The organism is Chamaesiphon polymorphus CCALA 037 (genome assembly GCF_003003845.1).
Classification (GTDB): Bacteria; Cyanobacteriota; Cyanobacteriia; order Cyanobacteriales; family Chamaesiphonaceae; genus Chamaesiphon; species Chamaesiphon polymorphus.
On the sequence record NZ_PVWO01000217.1, the window covers coordinates 1 to 9,094 of the forward strand.

Annotated in this window: 4 protein-coding genes; 3 read left to right on the forward strand and 1 reads right to left on the reverse strand. The window is 45.6% G+C overall.

Features of this window, described 5'->3' with window-relative positions:
• Positions 1-92: 92 nt before the first annotated feature.
• Positions 93-4,088, reverse strand: coding sequence for a GAF domain-containing protein (locus C7B77_RS30815; protein ID WP_219892176.1), 3,996 nt, complete (start codon positions 4,086-4,088; stop codon positions 93-95).
• A 94-nt stretch (positions 4,089-4,182) separates the two neighbouring features.
• On the opposite strand from C7B77_RS30815, the gene C7B77_RS16405 reads away from it, so the two are divergent.
• From C7B77_RS16405 to C7B77_RS16415, 3 genes are all read left to right on the forward strand, one after another.
• Positions 4,183-5,925: an ATP-binding protein gene (locus C7B77_RS16405; protein ID WP_106306986.1), complete on the forward strand. Its 1,743-nt coding sequence runs from the start codon at positions 4,183-4,185 to the stop codon at positions 5,923-5,925.
• Between the two features lie 2 nt (positions 5,926-5,927).
• On the forward strand, positions 5,928-7,043 hold the full coding sequence (locus tag C7B77_RS16410; protein ID WP_106306989.1) for a hybrid sensor histidine kinase/response regulator: 1,116 nt from the start codon (positions 5,928-5,930) through the stop codon (positions 7,041-7,043).
• A 572-nt stretch (positions 7,044-7,615) separates the two neighbouring features.
• Complete coding sequence (locus C7B77_RS16415; protein ID WP_106306992.1) at positions 7,616-9,046, forward strand: MFS transporter; 1,431 nt, start codon at positions 7,616-7,618, stop codon at positions 9,044-9,046.
• Positions 9,047-9,094 lie beyond the last annotated feature (48 nt).

Below are 9,094 nucleotides of genomic sequence, written 5' to 3' on the forward strand. Positions count from 1 at the left end.
TTAAGGTTACAGGCTTGCTCATTGTCAAACTTTAACCCAATTTGACTACCTCTCTCCAAAATGAGCGAACCGTGAGTATCAATTATCAATTATCAATTCTTAAGTAACTTATGAATGGTTTCACGAACCTGTTTCAACTTGGCTGGTTTGGATAGATATTCATTAGCTCCGCAGGCTAAACATTTTTCCCGATCTCCTGGCATCGCTAGAGCTGTGAGTGCGATAATCGGGGTCTGAGCGATCGCGGGCATCTGCCGAATGTGGGCGATGGCTTGAAGTCCATCCAAACCGGGCATCTGAATATCCATTAAGATCGCATCGGGGTGGTGGATTTCTGCCAAACTAATCACTTCCAGCCCATCGTTAGCCACCAGAATATCGAAACCGGAATAAGTTAGATAGAGCAAGAAGGTTTCGATATTGGTTTTGTTATCTTCCGCCATCAAAATTAGCGGCTTTTGGCGTGGTTGGGGATTTTCGGCGGGAGCATCGAGTACTAGTGTTGCCACTGAATCCGACTCAACTAACGGCGGTAGTGGTGAAGTTAGCAGAGCCAGATTTTGGGATATTTCTGTCGGTACCCGACCTTCGCTGACTGGCTCCTCTAAATCGGCAATCGGTTCGAGAGTTGATGCTAACAGATTAACAGCCACGCGCTCTTCATCGTCACTGCACTCGCTTTGAGCTTCAGTAATAACGGGATGATGCACCCCGATTGCCTGCGATGTCACCAGCGGCGAGATGGGAGATGAAGTACCGATCGGGGTATAGGGCAAGATAATGGTAAAACAGCTACCTCGACCGAGATTACTCTGCACGCGAATGTCCCCATTTTGGGCTTCGACCAACCGCTTGACCAATGCTAAACCCAGTCCAGTGCCATTATATTGGCGGCTGAGACTACTATCGATTTGGACGAAAGATTGGAACAGTTTGGGCATATTTTCTTGAGCGATGCCGATCCCTGTATCGATCACTTTAAACTGAATAATCGATCGATCGCGATCGATATTTACTTCTAAAGTCACCCGACCGCCTGATGGTGTAAATTTAACGGCATTATTAAGGAGATTGATCAACATCTGCCGGACGCGCAGTTCGTCAACGATAATTTGGTCTTCTGCTAGTGCAATTTGAGTTTCTATCTCAATCTTTTTCTCATGTGCCAGTTGGCGCACGAAAGCTAAACTCGAATCACAAATACTGGAAATCGACGTCGGTACTGGATTTAATTCTAAGTGCCCGGATTCAATTTTAGCTAAATCTAAGATTTCGGTAATTAAATCGAGCAAGTGTTGTCCGCTTTGTTCGATCGTTGCAATCGATTTTTGTTGGAGCGTATTTAATTCTCCATAAATACTTTCTTGTAAACCTTCTGACAATCCTAAAATCGCATTCAGTGGCGTGCGTAATTCATGGCTCATAACTGCCAAAAATTCACTTTTAGCTCGATTGGCATCATCAGCCAAGCGTTGAGCTTCCTTGGCATTTTCGAGCAGTTGGGCTTGATAAAGTGCGACCCCAATATGAGTAGCTATTTGCTTGACAAAATCGATTTCCCAATCTTGCCATTCACGAGCATGGCCACATTGATGGATACATAATAGTCCCCATAATTTGTCTTTTAAATGCAAAGGTACTATCAAATTAGCGCGAATATTAAATTGTGCTAATACATCGATATGGCATTGACTCAATCCGGCGGTATAAATATCGGAGACTGCTTGAATCTGACCGGAATTATAATAAGCAGCATAGCGATCGCCAAAACAATGGTCTTCAACTTTATGACCTAAAGCTGAGAGATAGTCGGGATTGACATCTTCAGATACAAAGCTGCCGATATTATAGTTAGAACTGAGATCGAACCGAAAAATCCCCACTCGATCGGCACTCATAAAGTCGCGAACTTCTTGGGTCGTAGCTGTAAAAATTCGATTTAAATCGAGTGATTCCCGAATCTTACTAATCACACCCGCTAGGGTTTGTTGCTGCTCTTCCATTACGGGAACGCGACTGGCTTTGCTCTGAGCGATCTCGATTAGTTCGGCTTGTTGGAGTGCCGCGCCTAAGTGGGCACCAATTTGAGTCACAAAAGCGACTTCCGAGTCTTCCCAGATCCGAGGACGGGAGTGGTGATACAGACCGAGCAAGCCCCATAATTGCCGTCCGACAAATAGGGGGACGATCGTAAAAGCGCGAATATGATAACTTTCTAGTACTTCAATGTGACAGCGAGAAAGATTGGCCGTGTAGATATCATTGACGACTGATAGTTGCCGATTGCGGTAGCGTCCACCTTGAGTTTCTTGTAAATAACTATCATTCCAAGTATCTTCAGTTGCCAGGATAATCTTTTCCCAGCCAGGAGCAGTCGCATCGTATGCGCGGATAAAACCGCCACCCCAATCTTCATTAAAGCGGTAAATCGCCACTCGATCGATTTCTAGTAATTGCCGGACTTCTTGAGTAGCAGTACGAATGGTGGTTTCGACATCCCAAGCTTGTTGTAGCGTGCCCAGAATGCTGGCGATGGCCCGTTGTTGTTTGCCGATGGCGGTTGCATGTTCCAATTCAGCCGTGCGGATGTGGATCTGTTGGTTGAGATTGGCATTAAGAAGTTGCACCTGCTCGTAGAGCCGATGTTGCTTGACTGCGGCGGCAAATCGCTCGCCCAAAGCTTGCCCCAGCCGGATATCTGCTTCAGTCCATTCCTGTGCCTGTCCGGTTTTAAGTTGCCGCCATGCTTCAAAAGATTGGCGGGGTGCCATCTGACGGCGATCTGGATCGCAATTCCCCGCCCACATTAACTCCTGTTCGATGTCAGGACGAAAAATGGTCAGACAACCGATCGATTCATTACCTAATTGCAGCGGAATAATTAATAAACCGCGAATATTTGTATTGCTAAAGACGTGGATCAGAGAGCGAAATAGGGGTTCTCGATACAAATCGGCGATCGCCCAAACATTTGAATCGCGATCGCTGATTGTAGGTAATTCCGCGAGGGCATAGACAGAACGCATCCACTCTACCGACCAAGGTTTTACCTCAACTTCGCCCGCCACTGCGGAAGTGGCGGGAGTAGCTACTGATGTCAAATACTTTTGCCAGAGCAGATTTTCTTCGATATACCCTGCTCTGGGCGTGTCTAGTTCGGGCACGTCAGTCATCCGCTCTGGTTGAGTCCCACAAGTATACAGGAGCGACCATTGCTTGCTATGTTCGATCGGTCGATCGGCACTAAAATCTTGAGGTAAGTACAACCGCCCGCCAACCCCAGCAAAAATTTTGACTGTCTGTTCTAGTGCTGTTTGGAGATCTACCGTTGGCGTGGCATGAAGCACGCTGGTAACGCAATTGAGCGCGGCTTCTTGTTGGGCTTGCTCGCGCACGCGCCCAAGCAGCATCGATTGAGTAATAGCGACAGACAATCGATCGACCACATCTTGCAGTAACTCTAGATCGCCATCTGCCATAACGAGTTTTTCGCTATGATGGCAGACGAGTAATCCCCATAAGTGTTCTTGCGGCTGGAGTGAAGGTAGTGGATTGACATGGTTGGATGCCACCTCAATGACGATCGGTACTACGATCGAAGATTTTACGCCCATTGCCCGCAAATATTCGACATGACAAGGATCGATGGCTCGATAATCTGGCTGCTTGCCATCGGTGTGATGGAGTGGGATCGCCCCAATCGTTTGAGATTCTAAATCGACGATCGTCCGCGTCCGCAAGCGCAAGTATAGCTCTCGGGCATAGGATGGAATATCATCAGCAGGAAAATGGAGGTTGAGCAGCGAGGGGAATCGATCGCCATTGAGAGCTTCCGCAATTACAAAGCCGTGCAAATCTGGCTGAAACTGATAAATTTTGACGCGATCTGTCTCCAAAAAATCTCGCACTGCTGCCACAGTAGCCGACAGAATTTCTGCTAAATCTAGCGAGCGATTAATTTGAGCGGTAATCCGATTGTGGAGTCGATCTCTAGCTATCAAATTTGGTCGATCGCTACGGGGATTGGGATCGGATAAGAACGGCATCAATGGCACTCCAAAAATCTCGATGTCTGTTATTACTAGCATTCCCCACACCGAGCGATTTATCACAGAGTAGATTTGGTTAGCGGCAGGGTGTTTTGGGGCACTCTAACAGGAGTATGACTTACGACTTATTCTCATGATGCATCCATCAGCGATCGTGGCATTTCAACTAGAGTCGGCAATCGTCCGCAATCCACTGACGGTTAGTCCACAGACTAACGTCCTCGATGTCGTCGCTCGCATAACTGCGACAGATCCGCAAGTGCATGTCGATTTTGAAACCCGAGCTAGCTGCGTACTCGTTGTTGACAACCACAGGTTAGTAGGCATCTTAACCGATCGAGATATCATGCGCTCGATCGCCCAACCAGTTGTTTTAGCCGATCTCACGGTTGCTGAGGTCATGACTTCTCCCGTAATTACGCTCAATGATTCCGCATTCACAGATCTATCGGTAGCCATCGATCTTCTTTGTCAACATCACGTCCGCCACTTACCTTTACTCGACGATCGCGATCGGTTAATTGGACTGCTGACTCATGAGAGTTTGCAGCAAAGATCTCACCCTAATGAACTGTGGCGCGCGCAGATTTCTAACCTCCAACAACAACTAGCAGAGCGCGACAACCAGATCGAGCTTTTGCAACAACGCGATCGAGAATTAGCTATGTGCAACAACGAACTTTCCCGTGCTGCCCAACTCAAAGACGAATTTCTGACCAATATGAGTCACGAATTGCGAACGCCGCTCAACGCTATTTTAGGCATGACTGAGGGCTTGCAAGAAGGGATCTTTGGCGAACCTACCCCCGCCCAAACCCAGGCTGTCAAAACGATCGAAAATAGCGGCAATCACCTATTGGCATTGATTAACGATATCTTAGACATCGCTAAAATTGGAGCCGGACAAGTCGAACTAGAGTTCGCCCCAACCAATATCTGCGATTTGTGTCATTCTAGTCTTTCCTTCGTCAAACAACAGGCGATCCAAAAACGAATTCGGTTGCAGTTGCAACTCCCGCCCCGCATTCCCAATATCTCGATCGACGAACGCCGCATTCGGCAAGTGTTAATCAATCTACTCAACAATGCCGTAAAATTTACGCCAGTCGGCGGACATATCGCGCTCAACGTTTCCATTGAAGCAGACAACACGACTTCGAGTTTTATTCGGCTAGCTGTCATCGATACTGGCATTGGTATCAATAGTGGCGATCTCCAAAAGTTATTCCAGCCATTCATGCAAGTCGATACTGCGTTAAATCGCCAACATCATGGCACTGGCTTAGGTTTGGCACTAGTCAAAGGCATCGTCGAAATGCATGGCGGGAACGTGCGAGTTCGGAGCGAACTGGGGATTGGCAGTCAGTTTATTGTCGATCTGCCGATTCCCCAAGGCCAACCCGATGCCAACGGCAATATCGTCCCTCAAGTTTTAGAATTTTCCCAGCCCACGCCTCAACAAGCAGATCCCCTTTCTAGTGAGCTTTCAGGCAGAGCGTGGAAGATTTTACTTGCCGAAGATAACGAAGCAAATAGCAACAGTATGTCTAGCTTTCTCACAGCCAAAGGATATCAAACCATCTTGGCAAAGAATGGTCTAGAAGCAATTAATTTGGCTCAATCCCAACTGCCAGACTTGATTTTAATGGATATTCAAATGCCCAAAATGAGCGGAATTGACGCGATTTCTCATCTACGCAATCATCCCCAAACTAGCGATATTCCGATCGTTGCTGTTACAGCTTTAGCCATGAGTGGCGATCGTGAAAAATGCCTTAATGCTGGCGCGAGCGAGTATTTAACCAAGCCAGTTAAACTCAAACAACTGATAACTATCATTCAACAATTTTTAAGTATAGATCGGACAAATCGCTAATTATGAAAAAATACTCGATTTTAGTCATTGATGACGAACCCAATAATTTTGAAGTAATTGAAACATTCCTTGCTGATGAGAATTATGAGGTTTATTATACAAGTAATGGCAAAGAAGCACTCGCGAATCTAGATACATTTAATCCCGATCTAATTCTATTAGATTTGATGATGCCAGTTATGGATGGCTTAGAAGTATGTCGCAGCATCAAATTAATGCGAAAATGGCGATCGATTCCGATTATCATGGTGACTTCGGCTGGTGGTAAATTAACTTTGTCTCAATGTTTAGAGGCAGGTGCAGACGACTTTATCCATAAACCAGTCGATCGACTAGAACTTCAGGCTAGAGTTAAGTCCATGGTGCGGATTAAGAAACAGTTCGATCGCATCGAATCGTTATCTAAGCTTCAACAAAATAGTATTTCTGCACTAGAGAGTGATTTCGGAGAATTAGTTGAAGATTTAGCTCTAGGATTTGTTAATGAATTAAATGCTCCCTTGAATAATATTCAAATCCAACTTAGAGATTTATACGAAAATTTAGATCTGTTTAGCAAAAAACAGGCGGATTATTCAATAGATTTGGCGATTAAATCAGCGGTCAATCTTCAAAAAACAACATATAAATTCTGGAATTATCTGGATTTTGCAATCGAAAGAAAAGAAGCGAGCAGCAATGAAATATGTGATATCAAAGAAATTATAGAGCAGATCTCGCTCATTCAAACTCAATGGGTAAATAGAGAAAGTAACTTGAAGTTAGATGTCGATCGCACCGATGTTGCCCTCTTGCACAAGCATTGTGAGTGGATTATCAAAGAATTGTTAGATAATGCAATTAAGTTCTCCACCCCTAGCGTACCGATTCAGATTTGCGGTCGGGCGATTGATGGGTCGTTTCATCTGTGGGTTAATAACAATCCATCTGCTATTCCGTTCGATTTATCTCTCGATGGCCTCGCAGCCGATCGCCAAGAATTAGGAGTAGGTTTGAAAATTGTCACGAAGATAGTTGACATGTACGATGGTCTTTTTAGCATGAGTAATAACAATTACAACGAGACAACCGTCCATCTCACACTCCCATTGGCTCATCAGCAGCACGAGGAATCGTAACAGATCTATCGATCTAAGTCTATTTTCTCTGTGACAAACCAAAAACAATTAATCTGATAACGCTTGCCTCCTGTTACCTAACATTTAGGACACTACCGAGCTGAGGCATGATTTTTTGATGTTTGTTTGGTGTGGCCGATTGGTGTAATGTCAATTATTTGTATTCCCCCTCTATCTATATTCGTATCCCCCCATAGAACAAAGCCAAATTCCGCAGCCTTACGATCGCACCAATGACGCTGACGAAAATTATGGCTGAAAACTGTTGCTGTTCAATCCCCACTACTTATCGAAAACCGCTACACTAAGAGCTGTCAAATTAACCTAGATGTGCGGCTTCCACCATCGCCAACGAGTGGCGATCCATTTACCAGAGGTCGATCGCTCATAGATCCTGACAATTCAAACCCGATCGACAGATCCGTCAGCTAGAGCACAGTTATCTGCCCAGCCCGCACGGATAGCTCTAAAATAGAAGATATTTCCCGTTGGTGAGTTCTCTTTCTGGAGGCTCGGATTTTTAACATCGAACTTTAATCTCAGCGGTTTTCACAGCCCTACCACATTACTCAATGCGACTATCTGATTTTGACAAAGTACCAGAAAATGAATTGACCGATCTCCAAGCAACTGAAGAATCAAATTCGGGATTGCCAATTGATGTGGTAACGGCAACTGGGGAGGAGAATGTGGCACCAGAAACCCAAGCAGAGAGCCTAGCTCCCGAACCAGGATTTTTAGCAGTGCTCAAAAATCGCAACTTTGTCACGATGTGGAGCGGGCAGATTTTCTCCCAACTAGCCGATAAAGTCTATGTGGTATTGATGATCGCGATTATTGAAAGTCAATTTCAATCAGAAAATCAGAGTATTAGTGGTTGGGTATCGGCGATTATGATTGCCAATACAATTCCAGCGGTGCTATTTGGCTCTCTGGCTGGGGTATTTGTCGATCGATGGCATAAGAAAGAGGTATTGGTCAGTACCAACCTTCTACGCGGAATTTTGGTACTCTCAGTACCATTTTTATTGTGGTTGACCAATGGGCAAGTACTTGCCAATTTACCATTAGGGTTTGAAATTCTGCTAGCAGTGACTTTTTTGGTGTCTACACTGGGTCAATTTTTCGCCCCTGCCGAACAAGCAACGATCTCGATGATTGTAGATAAGCCAAATCTACTCGCCGCCAATTCCCTTTACACTACAACGGCTATGGGTTCGCTGATTGTCGGATTTGCCATCGGCGAGCCAATTTTAGCTCTTGCCGATAGTTTTGGTGCCAGCGTTGGCTTGGGCGTAAATATTGGTAAAGAATTATTAGTCGGCACTAGTTATGCCATTGCGGGGATTTTGCTAATTGTCATGCGCACTGGCGAAACCAAACAGATTCTCACTGGCGATGAGCCACATGTTTTAGCAGATTTGCGCGATGGCATCCGCTATCTGGGAGAGCACAAACAAATTAAAGGTGCATTGATTCAATTGGTTGTCTTACAATCGATTATTGCCTCGATGACCGTAGTCGCCGTGCGGATGGCCGAACTATTGCCGGAAATTAAAGCTTCCCAATTTGGATTTCTCTTGGCGGCTGGGGGTGTCGGGCTGGCACTGGGTGCGGTAGGATTGAGTTACCTCGATCGACGATTTTCTCGCGATCGATTGAGTTTGTATGGTTCGATCGGTGTAGCAGCCTCTTTAGTGGGGTTATCATTTTCCCACTCGCTGTGGTTGAGTTTATTATGCTTGGTCGGTATGGGTGTATTTAGTGCCAGTGTCTTGATTCCCATGCAGACGACCATCCAAAGCGAAACTCCAGAAGAAATGCGCGGTAAGGTATTCGGACTGCAAAATAATGCCATCAACATCGCCTTGAGTTTGCCTCTAGCCCTCACTGGTATCGCCGAAACCGCTCTAGGCGTACCAACCGTGTTACTATGCTTGGCCGCAATCTCCGCGATCGGTGGTATCTTCACTCAAAAGTATAATGCAGTTGATAGTCGATAGTCGAACGTCGATCGGGAGAGTAATGCATCGATCTTCCGTCCATTACCC